At 42.5% G+C, this 19,668-nt stretch carries 21 protein-coding genes; 9 read left to right on the plus strand and 12 right to left on the minus strand.

Translation table 11 applies throughout. The features are described from left to right. Positions 1–28: 28 nt before the first annotated feature. From AADY36_RS00750 to AADY36_RS00765, 4 genes are read right to left on the minus strand one after another with little or no spacing between them, the layout of a single operon-like run. A complete protein-coding gene (locus tag AADY36_RS00750; RefSeq protein WP_274167859.1) occupies positions 29–370 on the minus strand; it encodes a gamma-glutamylcyclotransferase family protein in 342 nt (113 codons plus the stop codon). Position 371: 1 nt separating this feature from the next. Further along, positions 372–914, minus strand: coding sequence for a 1,2-dihydroxy-3-keto-5-methylthiopentene dioxygenase (locus AADY36_RS00755; RefSeq protein ID WP_055020558.1), 543 nt, complete (start codon positions 912–914; stop codon positions 372–374). Continuing rightward, a complete protein-coding gene (mtnC, locus tag AADY36_RS00760) occupies positions 911–1,597 on the minus strand; it encodes an acireductone synthase (RefSeq protein ID WP_055020557.1) in 687 nt (228 codons plus the stop codon). Before mtnC ends, AADY36_RS00755 begins: the two co-directional genes overlap by 4 nt. Further along, on the minus strand, positions 1,594–2,223 hold the full coding sequence (locus AADY36_RS00765) for a methylthioribulose 1-phosphate dehydratase (RefSeq protein ID WP_054562912.1): 630 nt from the start codon (positions 2,221–2,223) through the stop codon (positions 1,594–1,596). Before AADY36_RS00765 ends, mtnC begins: the two co-directional genes overlap by 4 nt. A 99-nt stretch (positions 2,224–2,322) precedes the next feature. Here AADY36_RS00765 and AADY36_RS00770 point away from each other — a divergent pair, with 99 nt between their 5' ends. From AADY36_RS00770 to AADY36_RS00780, 3 genes are all read left to right on the plus strand, one after another. Then, complete coding sequence (locus AADY36_RS00770) at positions 2,323–3,465, plus strand: methionine aminotransferase (RefSeq protein WP_342408386.1); 1,143 nt, start codon at positions 2,323–2,325, stop codon at positions 3,463–3,465. Continuing rightward, positions 3,453–4,226, plus strand: a complete 774-nt coding sequence (locus AADY36_RS00775; RefSeq protein ID WP_342408387.1) for an amidohydrolase — start codon at positions 3,453–3,455, stop codon at positions 4,224–4,226. The genes AADY36_RS00770 and AADY36_RS00775 overlap by 13 nt, the downstream gene beginning before the upstream one ends. Positions 4,227–4,291: 65 nt before the next feature. Then, positions 4,292–5,707 (plus strand): mannose-1-phosphate guanylyltransferase/mannose-6-phosphate isomerase, encoded by a 1,416-nt coding sequence (locus AADY36_RS00780; RefSeq protein ID WP_200910006.1) that lies wholly within the window; start codon positions 4,292–4,294, stop codon positions 5,705–5,707. Between the two features lie 397 nt (positions 5,708–6,104). Here AADY36_RS00780 and AADY36_RS00785 read toward each other — a convergent pair whose 3' ends face one another. Together AADY36_RS00785 and AADY36_RS00790 are read right to left on the minus strand one after the other, a co-directional pair. Beyond that, on the minus strand, positions 6,105–6,536 hold the full coding sequence (locus tag AADY36_RS00785; RefSeq protein ID WP_054562908.1) for a TIGR02444 family protein: 432 nt from the start codon (positions 6,534–6,536) through the stop codon (positions 6,105–6,107). Beyond that, a complete protein-coding gene (locus AADY36_RS00790) occupies positions 6,523–8,442 on the minus strand; it encodes an ATP-binding cassette domain-containing protein (protein WP_054562907.1) in 1,920 nt (639 codons plus the stop codon). The genes AADY36_RS00785 and AADY36_RS00790 overlap by 14 nt, the downstream gene beginning before the upstream one ends. 129 nt (positions 8,443–8,571) lie before the next feature. Here AADY36_RS00790 and AADY36_RS00795 point away from each other — a divergent pair, with 129 nt between their 5' ends. Continuing rightward, positions 8,572–8,775, plus strand: coding sequence for a YheV family putative zinc ribbon protein (locus tag AADY36_RS00795; RefSeq protein ID WP_054562906.1), 204 nt, complete (start codon positions 8,572–8,574; stop codon positions 8,773–8,775). 23 nt (positions 8,776–8,798) lie between these two features. Here the strand turns inward: AADY36_RS00795 and AADY36_RS00800 are convergent, their stop codons facing one another. Next, entirely contained in the window at positions 8,799–9,011 is a 213-nt protein-coding gene (locus tag AADY36_RS00800; RefSeq protein WP_054554490.1) for a SlyX family protein, read from the minus strand. Next, the gene (locus tag AADY36_RS00805; RefSeq protein WP_055020552.1) at positions 8,998–9,996 is read right to left on the minus strand and encodes a WD40 repeat domain-containing protein; all 999 of its coding nucleotides are present in this window, start codon (positions 9,994–9,996) and stop codon (positions 8,998–9,000) included. Before AADY36_RS00805 ends, AADY36_RS00800 begins: the two co-directional genes overlap by 14 nt. A gap of 200 nt (positions 9,997–10,196) precedes the next feature. Between AADY36_RS00805 and fkpA the strand changes: the two genes are divergently transcribed. Next, complete coding sequence (gene fkpA, locus AADY36_RS00810) at positions 10,197–10,952, plus strand: FKBP-type peptidyl-prolyl cis-trans isomerase (RefSeq protein WP_342408388.1); 756 nt, start codon at positions 10,197–10,199, stop codon at positions 10,950–10,952. Positions 10,953–11,007: 55 nt separating this feature from the next. Here fkpA and AADY36_RS00815 read toward each other — a convergent pair whose 3' ends face one another. Together AADY36_RS00815 and AADY36_RS00820 are read right to left on the minus strand one after the other, a co-directional pair. After that, positions 11,008–12,054, minus strand: coding sequence for a S66 peptidase family protein (locus AADY36_RS00815; protein WP_200907867.1), 1,047 nt, complete (start codon positions 12,052–12,054; stop codon positions 11,008–11,010). A 142-nt stretch (positions 12,055–12,196) separates the two neighbouring features. After that, positions 12,197–12,667, minus strand: coding sequence for an Rsd/AlgQ family anti-sigma factor (locus AADY36_RS00820; RefSeq protein ID WP_054562902.1), 471 nt, complete (start codon positions 12,665–12,667; stop codon positions 12,197–12,199). A 612-nt stretch (positions 12,668–13,279) separates the two neighbouring features. Between AADY36_RS00820 and hemE the strand changes: the two genes are divergently transcribed. Continuing rightward, complete coding sequence (gene hemE, locus AADY36_RS00825; protein WP_054562901.1) at positions 13,280–14,344, plus strand: uroporphyrinogen decarboxylase; 1,065 nt, start codon at positions 13,280–13,282, stop codon at positions 14,342–14,344. Between the two features lie 59 nt (positions 14,345–14,403). On the opposite strand, the gene sthA is transcribed toward hemE, so the two are convergent. Together sthA and AADY36_RS00835 are read right to left on the minus strand one after the other, a co-directional pair. Continuing rightward, positions 14,404–15,834: a Si-specific NAD(P)(+) transhydrogenase gene (gene sthA, locus AADY36_RS00830; RefSeq protein ID WP_054562900.1), complete on the minus strand. Its 1,431-nt coding sequence runs from the start codon at positions 15,832–15,834 to the stop codon at positions 14,404–14,406. Between the two features lie 13 nt (positions 15,835–15,847). Then, the gene (locus AADY36_RS00835) at positions 15,848–16,981 is read right to left on the minus strand and encodes an acyl-CoA desaturase (RefSeq protein WP_058586121.1); all 1,134 of its coding nucleotides are present in this window, start codon (positions 16,979–16,981) and stop codon (positions 15,848–15,850) included. A gap of 116 nt (positions 16,982–17,097) precedes the next feature. Between AADY36_RS00835 and fabR the strand changes: the two genes are divergently transcribed. From fabR to AADY36_RS00850, 3 genes are all read left to right on the plus strand, one after another. Continuing rightward, positions 17,098–17,730: an HTH-type transcriptional repressor FabR gene (fabR, locus tag AADY36_RS00840; protein WP_054554482.1), complete on the plus strand. Its 633-nt coding sequence runs from the start codon at positions 17,098–17,100 to the stop codon at positions 17,728–17,730. Positions 17,731–17,841: 111 nt separating this feature from the next. Then, entirely contained in the window at positions 17,842–18,990 is a 1,149-nt protein-coding gene (locus AADY36_RS00845; protein WP_342408389.1) for a hypothetical protein, read from the plus strand. Positions 18,991–19,009: 19 nt separating this feature from the next. Next, positions 19,010–19,666: a PGRP and LysM peptidoglycan-binding domain-containing protein gene (locus tag AADY36_RS00850; RefSeq protein ID WP_342408390.1), complete on the plus strand. Its 657-nt coding sequence runs from the start codon at positions 19,010–19,012 to the stop codon at positions 19,664–19,666. The last annotated feature ends 2 nt before the right edge of the window (positions 19,667–19,668 follow it).

Consider the following 19,668-nt stretch of genomic DNA (forward strand, 5'->3'; position numbering starts at 1 on the left):
TTGGGTCTTTTTGTTTTATATTTGTAAATTAAAGGCTGTTTTTTGCAACATATAGCCAAGCTTGGTTGTTACATTGGAATGTTTCTGCAATTCGCTGATAATCATCTACTTCGTAAGTATCTGCCTGAGCAAGCTCTTGTTCGGTGATTAAATAAATAGTGCCATTAACAATATCAGTTTGTTTGCCTGTTTTGATTAAAGCCGGGTGAAAACGTTGACCACTACTTTTAAGTACGGCTTCGTCGGTGATCTCGACTTCACCAATGACATACCCAGTTAGCGTAGCAGTTTGACCTTCGAGCAAACGCCCGAAGGTATCAAGCTGAACCTGCGGGTACTGTAAGGTACCGTACGAGAATAGTTTTTCCATGTTAGTCCAGCAGTGGGAAGTTGGTAGCAATAGTTGACTCAGTGCTTTTAGCGACCCAACCTTCGGTATTATTGAATAAGCGAATTGCAGTAAATTCAGGGTCGTTGCCCATATCAAACCAATGTGGGGTAAGTTCTGGTACTGAAATTAGGTCGCCCTGTTGGCAAAGCACTTGATACACTTTGTCGCCTAAGTGTAAGCAGAATAAGCCTTGGCCTTTCACAAAAAAACGAACTTCATCTTCGCTATGTGTATGTTCAAACAAGAACTTACTGCGTAGTTCGCTGGCATTTGGATTACCCTTAGCAAGCGAAATAACATCCACTGTTTGATAGCCGCCTTCAGCTTTTAAGCGCTCTATATCTTTAGCATAAGCAGTTAAAATAGCGCCATGACTGGTCTCTTGGTCAATCTGTGCCGTTGCTTGCCACTGCTCAAAGCGAACGCCAACCGCATTCAGCTCACTCGCAATCGCGCTTAAGTCTTCACTATGAAACAGTATGTCGTTTGCGTTGTTATCGTTATAAATAGTTAATTGACTCATGCTAACAGCTCCGCGCTAAATTCCGAAAAGTCGTTGATATATGGGTGAGCATCACTTACCGCTTGGCCATCGCGAACAAGGTGCAAAGTTCTAAGGCCTGCTGCTTTGGCAGCATCAAGCTCTGCCACCACATCGCTTAAAAACAATACTTCGGCAGCGTCAAATGGCAGCTCGGCGATAATATTCTCATAAGAGCTTTGCTGTTGTTTTGCACCGACTTTAGTGTCGAAGTAATCACTAAATAAAGGTCTAACATCACCGTAGTCAGAAAACTCAAAAATCAGGTGTTGGGCTTTTACTGAGCCTGATGAGTAGACATATAAACTTTTACCAGCATGCTTTTGGGCTTGTAAAAAGTCATAAGCATCTGGGTAAAGGTGGCCAGTAAAATCACCACTTTCGTAGCCCGTTTGCCAAATTAACCCTTGCAACTGCTTGAGTGGGGTAATTTTTTGATCTGTTTCAATCCAATGAATTAAATGTTTAATGACCGTGTCGATATCGGCTTCGGGTTGTTCAATATGTGCTTTAACGGCCTCAATTTGGGCTGCTACTTCTGGGTCGCTTTGATGTGACTTTACAAACTCAGGTAATTGCCCTGCCGCGTAAGGAAATAATACGTCTTTAACAAAAGAAATGCGGGTAATTGTGCCTTCAATATCGGTTAAAATTGCTTTGATCATGGCTGAACTCCAGCTTGAATACCTTCTAGTTTTAGGCGCTCAAGCTCACAGCTAAATAGAAACTCTAATCCTTCTAAATGGCGAAGTACTTCTTTGATATCTCGACCAACGACATATAAACCATGGCCACGAATTAATACAGCATGCTCAATAGGCGTGTGAAGGTGATGATCACTGACCAGTAAGCTTAAACGGTCAATGTCTTGGTCATTATCAAAAATAGGAATAGTTAAGGTATCTAAGTGCGATTTGACACCGCTTAAAGATTTTTGCATTTCGTAGCCATGCAAATTGATAGCGTGGCCTTTGATCACACGCGATAACACGGTTGCCGCAACAGAATGAGTGTGCAAAACAAATTTAGCTGATGGGATCAGCTTATACATATTTAAATGTAGCTCAGTTTCAGCTGATGGGTTGCCAGAGCCTCTAGTGCGATTACCTTCATGATCAAATTCAATAAATGCATGAGTGCCGAGTTGACCTTTATCGAAACCACTTGCTGTTACGACATAACCGCTTGCAGTGCGGGCTGAAAAGTTACCACCAGTAGCAGGGACCCAGCCACGTTGGCTTACCCATTTACCAGCTTCAATTAGTTCTGAAATAGCGGTATTGTTATGCATATATTCCTCGACATTCTAAAAGTTATTTAGACGGCTATACATCTGTTTTAAGCAATGATAGCATCGCTTCGGGCGCAAAACCATCTTTAAGGAACCTCTGTGTTTGAAAGTAAATTGCCGAATTTAGGCACCAGTATTTTTAGTCAAATGACCGCTTTAGCAAATAAGCACCAAGCGCTTAATTTATCTCAGGGTTTTCCTGAATTTGATGCGCCAGAATTACTAAAAAAACAGCTCAATCATTATGTACTTGAGGGGGTAAATCAATATGCGCCTTCAAGTGGGGTTGCAAAGCTACAACAGCAAATAGCGGCTTTGATAGCTAGAAAATACCATAACAACATAAATTACGAGCAACAAGTTACTGTCACTTCAGGGGCAACAGAGGCATTATTCGTAGCAATTCAAGCGCTTGTTAAAGAGGGTGATGAAGTTGTGGTATTTGACCCCGCGTATGACTCGTATCAACCGGCAATTGAACTTGCTGGCGGTCGCTCAGTTCACGTTGCTTTACATGCGCCAGACTACAAAATCGATTGGCAAGCTGTAGCCGATGTTATTACTGACAAAACACGTGTCATTATCATCAACACGCCACATAACCCAAGCGGTAAAATCTTTAAAAAAGAAGATATTAATGCCCTTAAAGCGCTTGTTACCAAGCATGACTTATATGTAATTAGTGATGAAGTGTATGAGCACATCACCTTTGATGGCGCTTTGCATTTAAGTGCGCTGACCGACCCTGAGCTATTTGCACGCAGTTTTGTGATATCAAGCTTTGGCAAAACTTTTCATAGCACCGGCTGGAAGATGGGTTATTGCGTTGCACCTGCACAGTTGATGGTAGAGTTTCGTAAAATTCACCAATATGTGACTTTTTCAAGCTTTACGCCTGCCCAGCATGCACTAGCTGATATGCTCGAGTTAGAGCCAGAACATGTTGATGAACTTAGTTGCTTTTATCAACAAAAGCGCGACTTGCTCAGCGAAGCACTAGCGCAAAGCCGTTTTAAAATATTACCAAGTGAAGGCACCTACTTTTTATTACTCGATTACAGTGATGTGTCTGATCTTGATGATGTTGAGTTTTGCCATTGGTTGGTCGAGCAAGCGGGTGTTGCAGCTGTACCACTCAGTGTGTTTTATAACAGCGCAAGCAGCGACAAAGTGATTCGTTTATGTTTTGCTAAAAATGATGACACATTAAAACGTGCCGCGGAGATTTTATGCCAACTTTAACCTTAGCTTTAGTGCAGTCATCACTGCATTGGCTTGATAAAAGCGCTAACCTTGCGCACTTTACAGAGCAGCTTAACAGTTTAAACGAGCAGGTTGATTTAATTGTCTTGCCAGAAACATTTGCCACGGGTTTTGCGATTAATCTAGATTGCAGCGAACCAGAACAAGGCGAGGTACTTAGCTGGTTAAAAGCCACAGCTAAGCAAAAAAATGCTGTGGTTGCAGGCTCTGTTTTAGTTGCAAAAGGCGACAAAAAGGCTAATCGCTTTTATTGGGTTTGGCCAAATGGCGAAGTGAAGTATTACGACAAACGCCATTTATTCTGTTTAGGTAACGAAGGCAATTTCGTCGCAGCAGGCGAGCAGCGCGAGATATTCGCTATCAATGATTTTCGTATTTTACCGCAAGTGTGTTACGACTTACGCTTTCCTGTATTTCAGCGTAATTGCAACGACTACGATGTGATGATCAACGTAGCTAATTGGCCAGCTGCTCGTCGCCATGTATGGGATACCCTTCTAAAAGCACGCGCAATGGAAAACCTTTGTTATGTCGTGGGTGTGAATCGCATTGGTGCTGATGGTAATAATGTTGCCCACAGTGGTGGTACTGCCGTTTATGATTTTAAAGGCGACACCTTGGCGAAGCTTGAAGATGACCAATCGGGCATCATTATTCAGCGCTTAGAAAAATCACCGCTTGATGACTTTCGAAGAGCGTTTCCTGCTCACTTAGATGCTGATCAATTTCAGTTACTGTAATTGCTCGAAGCCGCATACTCAAAAATTTGTTAAACTCATGGTTGGATTATTTACTATAAGCAATCATGAGTCGCAAAATCACCCCCGTTATTCTTGCTGGTGGCATAGGTTCTCGTTTATGGCCTTTGTCGCGTAAAGCGATGCCTAAGCAGTTTTTATCTTTACTAAGCGAAAAATCACTGTTACAGAGCACGCTTTTACGAGTGGCTGACTCACGATTTAATGCGCCAATTTTAGTGTGCAATGAAGAGCATCGCTTTATCGCTAAAGCGCAAGTTGCAGAAATCACAGATAGCTATACTTTATTGCTTGAACCTGAAGGTAAAAATACCGCGCCAGCGATTGCCTTGGCCGCTGAATTTGCATTGCAAAATGGTCTAACCGATCCCTTACTAGTCATGCCTGCTGATCACCATATCAGTGATTTTGATAAGCTTATTGCCTGCTTAGATAATGCGATAGCGCTTTGTCAGCAACAACAATTAGTAACCTTTGCTATTACTCCCACTGAGCCACATACCGGCTATGGTTATATTCGCCAAGGCGAGCCATTAGCCCATGAAGGTTGTTTTAAGGTGGCTGAGTTCAAAGAAAAACCAGCCCTGCAATTAGCCGAAAAATACCTTGCCAGTGGTGAGTATGGCTGGAATAGCGGCATGTTTTTATTTTTACCAGATGTGTACTTAAACGAGCTTAATCGTTTTGCGCCAAAGATTGCTAACAGTATCGCAAAAGCGGCAAGCTTCACCGCAGATTTAGGTTTTCAACGGCCTGTTGCGGATGCGCTCACAGCATGCCCAAGTGATTCTATTGATTATGCTATTTTGGAGCGTAGCGCTAACGTTGCTGTTATTCCTGTTGATTTGAATTGGAGCGATGTTGGCAGCTTTTCAGCATTGTCGAAAATCGCAGAAAAAGACCAGCATGGCAATTATTTAGCTTCGCAAGGGGTGAGCTTAGATAGCGAGAATAATCTACTTATAAGTGAAGCTGACCACACTATCGCGGCGCTCGGCGTGAGTAATAAAGCAATTATACATACTCATGATGCCACCTTAGTGGCAGACAAAAGTGCGCTCGATAAGCTCCCTGATTTACTTAAACAGCTTGCTGTTGTCGATAACGATAAACTAACCCACCATCAAGCCGTATTCAGACCTTGGGGCAACTATCGAACTTTAATTGAAAGCACTGGCTTTAAAGTAAAGAAAATCATCGTAAACAGCGGCGCAAAACTCTCAACTCAACGACATCAGCACCGTGCAGAGCATTGGGTTGTTGTTTCTGGAGTGGCAAGTGTGCGAGTAGGCGATGACGAATTTGAATTAACAGCTGATCAATCTTGTTATATTGCAGCTAAGCAATTGCACAGCCTTGCTAATCAACAAAACACGCCACTGATCGTTATCGAAGTACAAACCGGAGCGATACTTGATGAAACTGACATCGAGCGATTTGATGATAGATATGGAAGGGAGTAGACATAGCTATCAGCTTTCAGCCGTCATACATCAGTTGAGCGGTGGAGTTGTTGAGTGCAGTGTCTTACTCAGCATTCACTCTGTTCATTCTTTGAGTAGGTTGGTTTGAGCGGAGCGAAACCCAACGTAAGCGGAGCTATCAGCTTTCAGCTTTCAGACGTCAGATAAGATCGATGAGGTTGTTAAGTGCGGTGTCTTACTCAGAAATAAAATACCGTAGGAGGCACTTTAGTGCCGAATTAGAACCATTCTCACAATTAGGCTTGACCTAGACTCTTTAAACTTTACTCTCGCTAACTCGCTAACTCGCTAACTCGCTAACTCGCTAACTCGCTAACTCGCTAACTCGCTAACTCGCTAACTCGCTAACTCGCTAACTCGCTAACTCGCTAACTCGCTAACTCGCTAACTCAGTACCGACATAAAGCCTTATATTTTCAGCATTTGTGTACTGAGTGAATACCATCGTATTCGCTGTGTTTATCAGTAATTGTTGCTGTTGTTTTTCTAGCTTTAGTTCTGCGCTAAGTAGCTCTTTGCGGATGGTAGGGTAGTCTGAAATCTCGTTTTGAATAGTTTTCAGGTAGGCGCGTGTGGCTCGTAGGGGCTGTAAAGCTTGTTGGTCAAACTCGGCAATGCACGACTCAAGCTCACTCAGTTGAGAGGCTGTTACAGCCAGCTCTAAAGAATCAAGATAATAAAGCAGCAGGCAAAGGTTAACATTTTTGCCTTGCTGGTCTTGATAGCCTAGTAGCTTTGCTTGCATGCCGTCTTTGCTGTAAAGCTTGCATGCAAACTGCCAAAACTGTTCGCTGTTAAGCGGTTTCATCGGCAAAGGCCTGCTCTTTTTCTTCAAGTTCTTCAAGTGCTATGAGTAGCTCTTCTTCAACGTCATTAAGCTTGGGTGTTAAGCTTGCTTGCTTAGCGAGCAGCTCTGTCAGTTTGGCTTTATTTTCATCATTGTATAAGTCATTGTCGGCAAGTGCGTTTTCGATTTCACCAAGCTCTGTAGAGTACTTATCAAGTTGCTTTTCAAGCTTTTCGATTTGCTTTTTCAACGGCTGCACTGACTTTCTGAACTCAGCTTCTAAGCGCTTTTGCTCTTTGCGGTTAACGCTTGAATGGGCTTTAGGGGCATTATCTTCAGGGCTTTTAGCAGCTTCTTTATTGGCATTCAGTAGCCATTGGTAATAGGCATCAAGGTCATAACCAAATTGTGTTACTTCGCCGTTATCAACGAGGTAATACTCATCAGCGGTATTTTTAAGCATATGACGGTCGTGCGATACGGTAACCATAGCGCCTTCAAAGCCTTGCAGCGCCATAACTAAAGCATGGCGCATTTCTAAATCTAGGTGGTTAGTCGGCTCATCCAGTAACAGTAGGTTTGGCTTTTGATACACCAGCATAGCTAGCACTAAACGGGCTTTTTCACCGCCAGAAAATGGCGCAACTGGCTCAAGAGCTTTATCGCCAAAGAACGCAAAGCCACCTAAAAAGTCACGCAGTGATTGCTCTGGAGCTTGCGGATTTAAACGTTGTAAATGGGTAACCGCGCTGGCTTTTAAATCAAGTGACTCAAGTTGATGCTGCGCAAAGTAACCAATATTTAAGCCCTGATGCTGAAATACTTCACCTGCTTGAGGTTGTAAATCGCCAGCTAATAACTTAATCAGTGTTGATTTACCCGCACCATTTCGGCCAAGCAGCGCAATACGGCTACCCGGCACAAGGTTTAGCTTGATGCTGTGTAAAATTGTGGTGTCGCCATAGCCTGCTTTGGCTTGGTCGAGAGTCATTAACGGGTTTGGCAGCGCTGTAGGCTCGGCAAATTCAAAATCAAAGGGTGAGTCAACATGGGCTGGGGCCAGCTTTTCCATACGCTCTAGGGCTTTTACGCGGCTTTGTGCTTGCTTAGCCTTACTGGCTTTTGCTTTGAAGCGTGTAATGAATTTTTCTAGATGAGCAATTTGTTCTTGTTGCTTTTCGAACATCGCTTGTTGTTGTAATAAGCGCTCTGCTTTTTGGCGTTCGAATTGCGAGTAATTGCCTTTATAAACATTTATTTTTTGTGCGTCTATGTGCCAAATTTGGTCAACAACGGCATCTAAGAACTCTCGGTCATGGGAAATAAGCACTAGCGTGCCTGTGTAGGCACGTAAAAAGCGTTCTAACCAGTAAACAGCATCGAGATCTAAGTGGTTGGTTGGCTCATCCAGCAGTAATAAATCGGCATCACGAATAAGTGCTTGTGCTAAGTTTAAGCGCATACGCCAACCACCAGAAAAGGCGCTCACTGGGTTGTCTATTTGCTCATTACTAAAACCTAAACCGTGTAATAGCTCTCCTGCTTTTGCCTCAATGCTATAGCCTTGAATATGTTCTAGGCCAATATGTGCTTTTGCTTGCGCATCGCCGTCGTTATTTTGCTCAGCTTCGCGTAGTGCAATTCTTAGCGCGTAATATTCAGGGTGACCTTGTAATACATAATCTAGAGCGCTGATTTCGAGCGCGGGTGTTTCTTGCTTCACAGAAGCAATTGACCAGTCTTTAGGAATTTGGCATTCACCGGCATCGAGTTGCAATTCAGACTTTAATAGCGCGAACAGCGTTGATTTACCACAGCCATTAGCGCCCACAAGGCCGACTTTATGTTCTGGGAATAAGGTTGCAGAAGCCCCTTTAAGTAAGGCGTTACCACCACGTAGAAGTTCGATGTCTGAAATTTGGATCATGAATGTTTACTTGCACAGCACTGATTTAATTGTCGCTATCATAACACGGATCACATTAGCCTTCGCAATCGTATCAAACAGAGAATTATTAGGCTAAAATAGCCGCCTACATGCCACGGGAGATCATCTATGAGACAAAAGAAACGCTTTATTGCTGGCGCATCATGCCCTGAGTGTAAGGCCATGGATACCATGATGCTTTATAAAGAACATGATGTGGAAAAAGTGGAGTGCGTACAGTGTGGCCACAAAATGACGCAACCAGAGCAGGCAGTGCAAGCCTCAACACGCCAATTTGAGCAAGTGATTGGTGTATTTAAGCCGGGCGATTAATTCCCGGCTCTATCACTACCTAATTAATAGTGCGGCGGTGGCGGCTCTTGCATTTGTGACATTAAAGATGGCTGCTGTGCTTCTTTAATCTTTTCTGCAAGTAACTCTGTCTGGCGTTTCATTTTAGCCAGCTGCTGTTGGTGCGCTTTAAGCTCATCGTTTAATATTTCAATTGTTTCATCTTGAAAAGCGACTTTCGCTTCAAGTTCCATTAGACGATCTTCAATTGTATTCATTTGATTCTCTTAGATTAAAACTTTCAGCGAATCCGCTGGAGCTTTCGGTTAATAACGCTTGGTTGTTATCAGTAAACGCAACATCTAACACCACGGCTGATTTCGGGCGGCTTCCTTCTCGAGGAATCACTTGCCACGTTTGTAATTTTTTACCCGACTCTAGCTGCCATAAATCAACCAATCGATTGGGTGAACCGGTGGCAATTAAAGTGCCTTCATCGTTAAAACGGACGGCGGTAAAAATTTTCTGACGCGCAATATACGCCAGTTTGCTAACAAGATCACCTGTAGTCAGTTGCCATACATTTGCTTGCTTCATACTGTCTGCGGTAAATGCGTAACGACCTTGTGGATCAAGGGTGACTTGAGTAACGCGACTTGGGTGATTAAAGCGGTGGATCACTTGCCCTGTGCGAGTATCCCAAAAGTAAGCAACATAATCATTTGAGCCGCTAATGGCGTAGTGACCGTTAGGCGATAGATCAACAACATTGACTTTTTCTTGGTGGCCAAGGAACTCTATGCGCCTGCCACTCTCTAAGTCGAGGTAAACGACTACACCGTCGGCGCGACCATATAATACACTGCGCCCTTGGTTACTTATCGCGATATCTCGAATTGTTGAGGCGTGTATTTTGTAATAACCCGTGTTGTTGCCCGTGGCAATGTCCCACACTGCAAAGGTGGACTTCTCAGCGGTAACTGCATGGCTATTGTCGAACGAGATAGCAACAGTATGAACTAGGCTATCTTGATTTTGTTGTTGGAACCATTGGTATTTTAGCACCTGTTGTTGATTATCCCACAGTGCGACCCCATGGTGTATTGATGAGATTAAGCTGTATTTACCATCGTGCGACAGCGCGGAGGCGAAGGCACCTTTAGCCGCATGCTCATAGCGTGCAGTTGATTGCTCATGTTGCTCAGAGCAGGCTACAACTAAGCAAAGGCTGAGCAGATACAAAAAAGTACGAAATATCGACATATTACGAGTATTTCCCCTTAACTCTTAGTGATTGAGAGGTTAGACTAGGTCTCGTTGAAGGCCTAGGTTGTTAGTCTAATCGCTGATCATGCATAGGCATGACGTTAGTTATTAGACAAGCAGCCTACCATGTAGGTCGTTAATCTTTAACTAGTAATAATACAATAATTGACAACTGCAAAGTGTGTCGGAGATATAAAATGAGAAAGACGATTAAATTGTCATTGATTGCAGCGTCAGTTTTAGCGCTTACAGCTTGTAATCAGGAAGCAAAAAAAGAGCAGCAAGCTGAAGTTAAACTAGAGACTGAAGCTCAACAACAAGCATACGGTATTGGTGCATCTGTTGGTAATTTCTTAAACCAAGACCTTGCTGATAAAAAAGCGCTAGGTGTTGAACTAGACGAAGCACTTCTTAAGCGTGGTTTTGAAGACGCACTAGCGGGTAACGCTAAACTTGATGACGAAAAAATTCGTGAAGTGTTAACTGCACTTGATCAAAGCATTCGCACTAAACAACAAGAAAAAGCGAAAGTAGAATCTGAAAAGAGCAAAGCTGAAGGCGAAAAATACCTAGCTGAGAACGCGAAAAAAGAAGGCGTTATAGTAACTGAATCTGGCCTACAGTACGAAGTGATCACTGAAGGTGAAGGCGAAAAGCCAGTAGCAACTGACGTTGTTAAAGTTCACTACAAAGGCACTTTATTAGACGGTACTGAGTTCGATAGCTCTTACTCACGTAATGAGCCAACTACTTTCCCACTTAATCGTGTGATCCCAGGTTGGACTGAAGGTTTACAATTAATGCCAGTTGGCTCTAAGTACAAGTTCACTATTCCATCTGAACTTGCATACGGTGAGCGTGATCTTGGTAAGATCCCTGCAAACTCAACGCTTGTTTTCGAAGTAGAATTACTTGAAATCCAAAGCGATGACAAAGCTGTACCAGCTGAGTAATATTTAACTCAATAAAAAAGGGCTTTTTAGCCCTTTTTTTATGCGCAAATTTTTATTAACTAAATGCCGCTTCTTTCATTTTTAATGTGCCACTATCTGCATCAAGCTCAACCACGGTGCCAACAGGCAGGATAAATTGGCGCTTAATATGGCCAATCATGGCCCCACGATAAGCAGGAATTCCCAGCGGTTTTATATAATCTGTAAAAATATCGTCAAGGGTTAAAGAGCCATAACCACGGCCAGGCTTACAGTCATTACAATCGCCAAATACAAAGCCTGCAATTTTATCCAGTGCGCCCATAAGTTTTAGTGTGCTCATCATCCTGTCAATTCGATACGGCGCTTCGTCGATATCTTCTAAAAATAAAATTGCGCCATTAAAGTCAGGTAAATAATTCGAGCCTGCGAGGGCTGTCAGTACTGTTAAGTTGCCACCGATTAATCGTCCCGTGGCTTTACCTGGTGTAATCGTTTGGGTCAGGTACTGAGTGTTAACAAGCTCATCATCGGCTTTTGGTAAGTTTTGGAAATGCATCAATTTACGCGCTTCGAACATGCTCTTAAATTGCGCGACATGAAACGGGTTCCAGTCACTTGATGCATTTGGACCATGAAAGCTGATTAACCCAGCTTGAGACAGTAATGCATTGTGAAGAGCGGTAATATCTGAATAGCCCATTAGAGGTTTTGGGTTGTTACGGATCATTGCGTAGTCGAGCAAAGGTAGAATACGGGCAGCGCCTGAACCGCCACGTAAACACAAAATGGCATCAACCTCTTTGTCGCTGAATAAACTATTTAAGTCGCCGGCTCGCATTGCATCAGTGCCAGCTAAATGCCCACGTCTTGCTAAAATGTTTGGTGCAAGCTTAGCCTTGTAACCCAGTGCTTCTATAACGCCTTGTGCTAATAAAATATCAGCGTGCGCAGCAGTGGCAGCTGAAGGGCTACATAGCCCAATTGTGCCGCCTTTTTCCAGCGCTTTTGGCTTGATTAATGTTTGGGTACTAGCATTCTGTGCCGCCATTAAAGGAGCTGATGTCAGACTTGCGCCGGCGGCAAGAATTGAAAGTGACTTTAAAAATGACCGTTTATTCATAGCGAGCCTCATGTTTTTATAGTATGAGTATCGCATTGAAGAAAATATTTCAAATATTTGTTGCAAAATGGAATAGATGATTCTTTTTGGCAAGGCGAAAACACTTCAGCAGAGAGTGTTTCTCTGCTGTGCAACTAAGCTGTTAGCTGGTGTGATTAGAATATAAGTTGTCGATTAACTCATCTTCTAGCTCAAAGCGCAGTTCAAGTGCTTCGCCTAAGATTGATAGGTCTTTATCAAACTCATCAAGCAAGTCATCTTTGTCAACTTCTGCGTATTTGTCGTTAAAGTCGAGTGCTACATCTGTGGTTTCAGAAATGCGCGGGTATAAGGCATTCGCCAGCTTTTGGCTCTCAGGACCTTTTTCTTCACACGCTTTGGCAATGTCGTCGTAAATTTCGAAATGGCCAGCAGAAAGGTAATCCATCAGAATTTGGCAAAAGTTTTGAATTTGCAGCTGATCAGGAAGGGCATGATCTTTCTTTTCGTACGGTGAAAAGCCTGCAATACGGCAGAACAACACAAGCAGCTCTTGACGTTCTGTGAGCCATTTGTCGATTACAGAGTGACTACCACCCCACTTTTGTTGAGCTTTTTCCAAACGCGTCAGCATATTTCATCTCCTCGCTGAGTAGGTTTTCCTTTGTATATATAAAAAGGAAATATGACACAAAGATCAACTAAATTCTTAGTGTCTAATTGCAACAGATTGTAAAAGTCATTCTAAAGACATACTTTTTAGCGCTGAATAGGCCAAAAAATAACCTCATTTTAAGAGTGGACTTTCTTTGCTCTCATTGCAGTGTATGGGAATTGATTCAAAACTACTAGTATTAATTTTGCAATTTTTATCTAAGCGGATGAGTTGTAATTTGCTGATTTAGAAAAGAAAAAACCACCAAAATTGGTGGTTTAATTCTTTTTCTAAGACTTGTTAAAACAAGCGTTCTTATTATTATGGGAAGATTGTTGTTCTTATTGTTATAAGATTTTTATTATTGTTTTTGTTAACGCGGGATAAGTTATACCAAGCTTTTTTGTATGTTGCAAATTTATTAATGAAAAGTTTTAAATTTATTTTATTTTCGCTCAAAAAACGCACATTGTGCTTAGGCTGGCTTAAAAAACATGATCTATATCTAGCCTTGATTATCTATCCATAGTGAGACGCGCAATATGGTGATACAATCTGCTCAATTTCATTCAGTTCTAGGATTCTATACGCATGAGCGAATTAAAAAACGATCGTTATTTACGTGCACTACAAAAGCAACCTGTTGATGTCACACCGGTATGGATGATGCGCCAAGCTGGCCGTTATTTACCTGAATACCGTGCTACACGTGCCCAAGCAGGCGACTTTATGAGTTTATGTAAAAACGCTGAACTTGCTTGTGAAGTAACGTTACAGCCATTACGTCGTTATCCGCTTGATGCTGCAATTCTATTCAGTGATATTTTAACTATTCCTGATGCTATGGGCTTAGGTCTTTACTTTGAAACAGGTGAAGGTCCAAAATTTGAACGTCCGATTTCTTCATTAGCAGATGTTAAAAAAATCCCAAATATCGATCCAACTGATGAGCTTGGTTATGTGATGAATGCGGTAAGTACGATTCGTCGCGAATTAAAAGGTGAAGTACCGCTAATTGGTTTCTCTGGTTCACCTTGGACACTTGCCACTTACATGGTTGAAGGTGGTAGCAGCAAAACATTCGGTAAAATCAAGAAAATGGCCTTTGCAGAGCCACAAACACTGCACCTATTACTTGATAAATTAGCTGACTCAGTAATCGACTATTTAAACGCGCAAGTTAAAGCGGGCGCGCAATCGTTAATGGTATTTGACTCATGGGGCGGTGTATTAAGCCCACGTGACTACAATGAGTTTTCATTACAATACATGCACAAGATTGTTGATGGCTTAATTCGCGAACATGATGGCCGCAAAGTACCAGTGACGTTATTTACTAAAAATGGTGGTCAGTGGATTGAAGCAATTGCAGCAACTGGCTGTGATGCAGTAGGTCTAGACTGGACTATTAACATCGGTGATGCAAAACGTCGTGTTGGCGATAAAGTCGCGCTGCAAGGTAACATGGACCCAGCAATGTTACATGGCACGCCTGAGCGTATTCGCCAAGAAGTTGCCACTATCCTAGAAGACTTTGGTACAGGCTCTGGCCATGTATTTAACCTAGGCCATGGTATTACACCAGATGTAGACCCAGAAAACGCAGGTGTATTTATCAACGCCGTTCATGAATTCAGTGGTAAATACCACAAATAAGCAAAAGCTAATCGTAAAAAAGCCCGCATTAAGCGGGCTTTTTGTTGTAATTTACTTCGTTACTTAAACAAACGGTTTAAACCATTTAATGCAGCTACGCGATAGGCTTCTGCCATGGTCGGGTAGTTGAACGTGGTATTTACAAAGTAATCAATGTTATTACCGCCGTTCTTTTGTTCCATAATTGCTTGACCGATGTGAACGATTTCAGAGGCACGCTCACCGAAGCAGTGCACACCCAGTACTTCTTTGGTATCAACATGGAATAAAATCTTTAAGCTACCCACCTCAGTGCCTGCAATTTGCGCACGCGCTAAATGCTTAAATTGAGCACGGCCTACCTCGTAAGGGACTTTTGCAGCAGTTAACTCTTGCTCGGTTTTACCCACTGAGCTCATTTCAGGGATTGTATAAATACCTGCTGGGATATCAATGATCAGCTTTTCATCACAGTTACCACATGCAATCGCATCGGCTGCAATACGGCCTTGGTCAAATGCCGCACTGGCAAGGCTTGGGTAACCTATTACATCGCCCACAGCATAAATGTTATCGACTTCTGTTTGGTATGTTTCGTTCACTTTAAGCTGACCACGACCATCTGCTTTTAGGCCAACAGCTTCAAGGTTTAATGTGTCTGTGTTACCAGTACGACCATTGGCAAATAAAATACAGTCAGCCTTTACGCGCTTACCTGATTTTAAGTGCATTACCACACAATCATCGCGAGTTTCTACGCGATCAAACTCTTCATTATGGCGAATAACAATGCCGCTATTCCAAAAGTGATAGCTCAGAGCATCTGATATTTCCGCATCCATAAAGGCAAGTAGGCGGTCACGGGTATTCACTAGGTCAACCTTGGCACCTAAGCCTTTAAAAATAGAGGCATACTCACAACCAATTACACCGGCACCATAAATCAGCACACGATGAGGGTCATCTTCAAGGCCTAAAATCGTATCGCTGTCGTAAATACGTGGGTGTTTAAAGTCTACACCCGGTGGACGGTAAGGGCGCGAGCCAGTAGCAATAACGATTGTTTGTGCAGTAAGAGTTTCAAACGAACCGTCTAAGTGCGTCACTTTGATAGTGTGTTTATCAATAAACTCAGCATCACCTTGATACATATGAATGCGGTTACGTTCATAAAAGCTGCTGCGTAAATTAGATTGCTTTGAAATGACGTTACTTGCGTGACGCAAAATATCTGGGAAAGTTAAGCGGTTAGGGCGCTCACTAATATTAAATAGCGGGTTTGCTTTATATTCAATATAACGACTTACAGAGTGACGTAATGCTTTTGACGGGATAGTACCCCAGTGCACACAACCGCCACCTACTGCTTCTTGACGCTCAATAACAGCGACTTTTTTGTTACTTTTAGATAGGTTCATGGCGGTACCTTCACCGCCAGGACCTGTACCTATGATGATTGCATCATATTGATAAGATGGAGTATCTTTTTGCTTTACTTGTTGTTTGGCCACAGCCGCTCCTATGTTAACTAAAAGAGGCTTTTAACAACCTCGCATTTAGTGCAAGCCAAGCCTGCTTTTGGTTTTCCCAAGCGGCTTCAAGCTCGTGATATTGTGTCATTAATGCTGATTTTTCACACTGTTTCATCATTTTATTGCGTTTGATTTCTAACACGCGTTTTTGCAAGGCACAGAAGTGTTGCAGTTTTTTCAGCAGTAAATCGTACTCAGATTGTAATAATGTAAGCTTATCTTGCGCTAAAGGCAATTTTGCAAGGCGACCTTGAGTCTTATTCATCAAGGTTTCTGCTTTGGCTTTTTCGATTCGCTCAATCGGTGTGCGCTTTAATTTTGAAGCAAGGCCGATTGCAGCTAGAGAGCGGATCATCCACTTAGTTGGATCATAGTGATACCACTTAATGCCATTGCGATAGTCGCTAGCAAAAATGTGATGGAAGTTATGATAGCCTTCACCGTATGTGAATAGCGCTAAAAAGCCATTATCACGGGCGGTGTTTTTTTCTGTGTACGGACGTGAACCCCAAATATGCGCCAGCGAGTTGATAAAAAAGGTAAAATGTTGGCTCAATACTAAGCGTAGTAAACCAACCAGTAATAACATGCCCCATACATCGCCAAGCATTAAACCAAGTAGTAAAGGAATACCAAAATTAGTCGCGACGACTAACTTCATATAGTGACGGTGTTGCCACATAACGACTTTGTTTTTTTGTAAGTCACGACAGTTACTGTAGTTACCGTATTGCTCGCCTTGATAATCGCGCAGCATCCAACCGATGTGGCTATACCAAAAGCCATTAGTAGCGGCGTAAGGGTCTTTGATTGGATCATCAACTTGACCATGGTGAATACGGTGATCGCTACTCCAGTGCAAGGCGCTATTTTGTAATGCAAAAGCACCACCTAAGGCAAAAATCACTTCAATAACAGGATGCACATCATAGGCTTTGTGTGCCCATAAACGGTGATAACCTGCAGTAATAGAAAGTCCGGCGTAGAACATACAGCCAACAAAGGCTATCCACTGTGTACTGGTGTATCCGTAGCTAAAGCCATACCAAGGAACAAGGGTGATCGCGGCCAAAAATGTAAGGCTAAAAAATAGCACATTGGTCCAAATAATCGGTGGTTTTTTCATCTGAATAAATCTCGGCGTACAGTTGTACGCTAAAATAGTGTTTCATTCTCTCCGCGTCAAGTATTAGACTAGCTCATTAACCGAAAAATCATTAAAAGTTCACGCTGGGAGTTTCCATGTCGGGTGTTAGAGCGCAACAGAAACAAAAAACACGACAAGCACTAATCGAGGCCGCATTCAATCAATTGAGTGCCGATCATAGTTTTTCTAATTTAAGCTTACGTGAAGTTGCCCGTGAAGCAGGGATTGCACCCACCTCTTTTTATCGCCACTTTAAAGACATGAATGAGCTCGGTTTGACCATGGTTGATGAAGCTGGTTTAACACTTCGCCAGCTTATGCGCCAAGCGCGTCGCCGTATTGAGAGTGGTGGTAGTGTGATCACGACATCAATCGTTACCTTTATGGAGTTTATCGATAACTCGAGCAACCAATTTAGATTGTTATTGCGTGAGCGCTCAGGAACTTCAAAAGCATTTCGTGCCGCGGTTGCGCGTGAAATTAAACATTTCATTTTAGAGCTTGCGCATTACCTTGAAAGCGAAACACCATGCGACCCAACTCATGCATACATTCAAGCCGAAGCCATGGTGACTTTAGTATTTAACGCCGGTGCCGAAGCCCTCGATATTGAAGGGACACAACGTGAAGAACTGGTTGAGCGTTTGATCTGGCAATTACGCTATATTGCTCGCGGTGCCACTTTGTATGGTCGTGATAGTAAAGGTAGTGTAGAAAAAACAGCCTAAAGCATGGTGGATTTTTGTTCCCATTTTGTGTATCGTTTTTTTGTTTAAATTTAGTGACTGAATTCTAAATAGTCAGTTACGCCACAAAATGAATAAATAGCGAGGACGCACATGCTCACCAAGGATCCGGTGAATAATACTCATGGCCATTTTTTAGAACAGAGTGAAGAAACAACGGTAAAAAACAGCCCAAGCTTTCGGGACCTGAGCCGCAGTTTGTTATATTCTTTACCGAAAAGTCTGCAAAAGAAAATTCAAGATAACTTGTTTGGCGTATTAGACGCTCATCAGGTCTCACAATTTCGAGATGACAAGCGCTGCCAGTTTTGGATTAACCAAAATGGTTGGAAGCGAGTTCCTTACAGTCAGTTTCGCCATGTTTATAGCCGTATTGCGCTATACCCAAAAAGCGCTACTATTTCAAAGATCCATAGCTCAGAGGCTGCTAGCAATGCAACATCAGCTGATTTAAGAGATCAACAAGCTAGGCTATTACATAGCAATGGCAACGAAGGACAACCCAACAGGATAGATCAACACATAACTTATACTCGTCGTGTTATCCGCCCAACAGCAACTCAACAATTTCAACCTACGTTAGCTCTTTATAAGCCTGTTGCAAATAGTAAGGTAGAGTTAAAAGCATCTCACCAAGTTCGGCAAAATTTTACAACCCATGTGCTCCAAGCATCTGAAACGGTAGAAATGTTAGCTCAACAATATACAGGCTATAAAAATGCGAACCTTATTTATGATTACAATTTGGGGTTTAGTCGTGCTAAGCCCGCACCGGTAGGTACTGGATTGATAGTTCCCAATGGTTGGAAATTAAATATAGAAGGCTCCTGCAGTAATTGCCGCAGTATAGATATAGTTTGGCAAGGGCCTACAAATGGTCAAATTACATTGCAATTAGAAAAAAAGCGCCCAGATGAAATATCGTTTTGGCAGCATTATTTTGTTGTGAAGCCAGGTGTTTATGCTGTCACTGTGAGTGCGTCAGGTCTTGTGGAAACCACCTCTTTTACAGTGCTTCAACCAACACAAGAATATGAAATTGAGTTGCTTGATCAAGCAGGTAACCCACAGCCAAACATGGGCTATAAAATTCGCTTGCGTAATGGGCATGTAGTCAGTGGAGTATTAGATAGTAAGGGTTATGCCCACCTATCAGGCCCTGACTTTGAAAACGCTAAAATAAGCTTTCATGAGTTAGATGACAAAGACTGGCAGGTGGCCAGCCCTTCCCGTAATGAATAAATTTATAAGGATATAATTTATGACCTTACAACATACTGTGTCGCAAGGCGAAACCTTGCTACGCATTGCTCGTCAATATGGGTTTAGAACCTCTAATGGTCTTTACTTGCATCCGCTTAATGCTGAGTTTCGTTCTTTAAGGCCTGATCCTAACCAAATTTACCCCGGCGACGTAATTGCTATTCCAGCAAAAGTTGAAAAATTCATGCCACTGAAAACAGATAGTAAAAACTCTTTTATGGTGCGTGATGAAAAAGAATTCTTTCGTTTAAAACTAGCTTACGAAAATGGCGAGCAAATTACCGGAAAGCGCATTGTATTGAATATCGCAGGGCAAACAATTGATACCGTCATAGCAGAAGATGGTTTAATTGAAGTAGAGCTCACCGAAAATGAAATGCTTACAGGGCAAGTAGATTTATATCTCAATGATGAAGACACCACACCAACAAAGAGTTTTGCTATTCAAGTTGGGCACTTAGACCCTATTGAAACCTTGTCAGGAGTGCAAGGGCGTTGCAATTTACTTGGATTTGATTGTGGGAAGGTTGATGGAATTAATGGATCAAAAACACAAACAGGTGTTAAAGCTTTTCAGCTTGCACAGCAGTTGCAAGTTGATGGCATAGCAGGGCCTATTACTAAACGTCGTCTTGTTGACGTATACGGAGCATAAGT

This window comes from Pseudoalteromonas sp. D15MCD-2 (genome assembly GCF_038562745.1).
Taxonomy (GTDB): Bacteria; Pseudomonadota; Gammaproteobacteria; order Enterobacterales; family Alteromonadaceae; genus Pseudoalteromonas.

Bases quoted from the DNA above. Each gene is read 5' to 3' on its own strand.
- AADY36_RS00850 (WP_342408390.1), top strand. From the start codon at position 19,010: ATGACCTTACAACATACTGTGTCGCAAGGCGAAACCTTGCTACGCATT.
- AADY36_RS00795 (WP_054562906.1), top strand. From the start codon at position 8,572: ATGAGACAAAAGAAACGCTTTATTGCTGGCGCATCATGCCCTGAGTGT.
- AADY36_RS00780 (WP_200910006.1), top strand. From the start codon at position 4,292: ATGAGTCGCAAAATCACCCCCGTTATTCTTGCTGGTGGCATAGGTTCT.
- AADY36_RS00750 (WP_274167859.1), bottom strand. From the start codon at position 370: ATGGAAAAACTATTCTCGTACGGTACCTTACAGTACCCGCAGGTTCAG.
- AADY36_RS00805 (WP_055020552.1), bottom strand. From the start codon at position 9,996: ATGTCGATATTTCGTACTTTTTTGTATCTGCTCAGCCTTTGCTTAGTT.
- AADY36_RS00785 (WP_054562908.1), bottom strand. From the start codon at position 6,536: ATGAAACCGCTTAACAGCGAACAGTTTTGGCAGTTTGCATGCAAGCTT.
- AADY36_RS00765 (WP_054562912.1), bottom strand. From the start codon at position 2,223: ATGCATAACAATACCGCTATTTCAGAACTAATTGAAGCTGGTAAATGG.
- AADY36_RS00790 (WP_054562907.1), bottom strand. From the start codon at position 8,442: ATGATCCAAATTTCAGACATCGAACTTCTACGTGGTGGTAACGCCTTA.
- AADY36_RS00815 (WP_200907867.1), bottom strand. From the start codon at position 12,054: ATGAATAAACGGTCATTTTTAAAGTCACTTTCAATTCTTGCCGCCGGC.
- hemE (WP_054562901.1), top strand. From the start codon at position 13,280: ATGAGCGAATTAAAAAACGATCGTTATTTACGTGCACTACAAAAGCAA.
- fabR (WP_054554482.1), top strand. From the start codon at position 17,098: ATGTCGGGTGTTAGAGCGCAACAGAAACAAAAAACACGACAAGCACTA.
- fkpA (WP_342408388.1), top strand. From the start codon at position 10,197: ATGAGAAAGACGATTAAATTGTCATTGATTGCAGCGTCAGTTTTAGCG.
- AADY36_RS00835 (WP_058586121.1), bottom strand. From the start codon at position 16,981: ATGAAAAAACCACCGATTATTTGGACCAATGTGCTATTTTTTAGCCTT.
- AADY36_RS00800 (WP_054554490.1), bottom strand. From the start codon at position 9,011: ATGAATACAATTGAAGATCGTCTAATGGAACTTGAAGCGAAAGTCGCT.
- AADY36_RS00775 (WP_342408387.1), top strand. From the start codon at position 3,453: ATGCCAACTTTAACCTTAGCTTTAGTGCAGTCATCACTGCATTGGCTT.
- AADY36_RS00820 (WP_054562902.1), bottom strand. From the start codon at position 12,667: ATGCTGACGCGTTTGGAAAAAGCTCAACAAAAGTGGGGTGGTAGTCAC.
- AADY36_RS00845 (WP_342408389.1), top strand. From the start codon at position 17,842: ATGCTCACCAAGGATCCGGTGAATAATACTCATGGCCATTTTTTAGAA.
- AADY36_RS00755 (WP_055020558.1), bottom strand. From the start codon at position 914: ATGAGTCAATTAACTATTTATAACGATAACAACGCAAACGACATACTG.
- mtnC (WP_055020557.1), bottom strand. From the start codon at position 1,597: ATGATCAAAGCAATTTTAACCGATATTGAAGGCACAATTACCCGCATT.